The following is a 392-nucleotide window of genomic DNA, read 5'->3' on the forward strand; positions in this document are numbered from 1 at the left end:
ATTATCTCCTACTCGATTGAGACCTTAGATAGAAAAATAATAAGAGGTAAGGAATTTAAAAAGAGTGAATCATATAGTGACTGATATATAAGGTAAGACAATTATGTGTTGATTTCATGATGACATCTATATAAGTTGAGATAATTTTTCTTCACAGGAAATTTTTAAGCTCTATCAGTGGCGGATATATTTACTTCGTAAATGGTAGGTGACCCATCGTTTGTGGTCACACTGATATGCGCTGTGGCATTGATGGACTAGCAGGTATCATTACGAACAAGTATAATCTTGATTTATTTAACGATGCCCTTTTCCTATTTTGTGGACGAAAAAAAGACCGATTCAAAGCCCTTTATTGGGATAAAGACGGTTTTATCTTATTATATAAACGG

Annotated in this window: 1 protein-coding gene; it reads left to right on the forward strand. The window is 33.4% G+C overall.

The window, feature by feature from the left end:
* Positions 1 to 215 precede the first annotated feature (215 nt).
* Positions 216 to 392, forward strand: a 177-nt coding sequence (gene tnpB, locus NEH75_RS13680) for an IS66 family insertion sequence element accessory protein TnpB (protein ID WP_411158684.1), incomplete at its 3' end; no start/stop codon positions are given.

The organism is Turicibacter sp. T129, assembly GCF_025594975.1.
Lineage (GTDB): Bacteria > Bacillota_I > Bacilli_A > MOL361 > Turicibacteraceae > Turicibacter > Turicibacter bilis.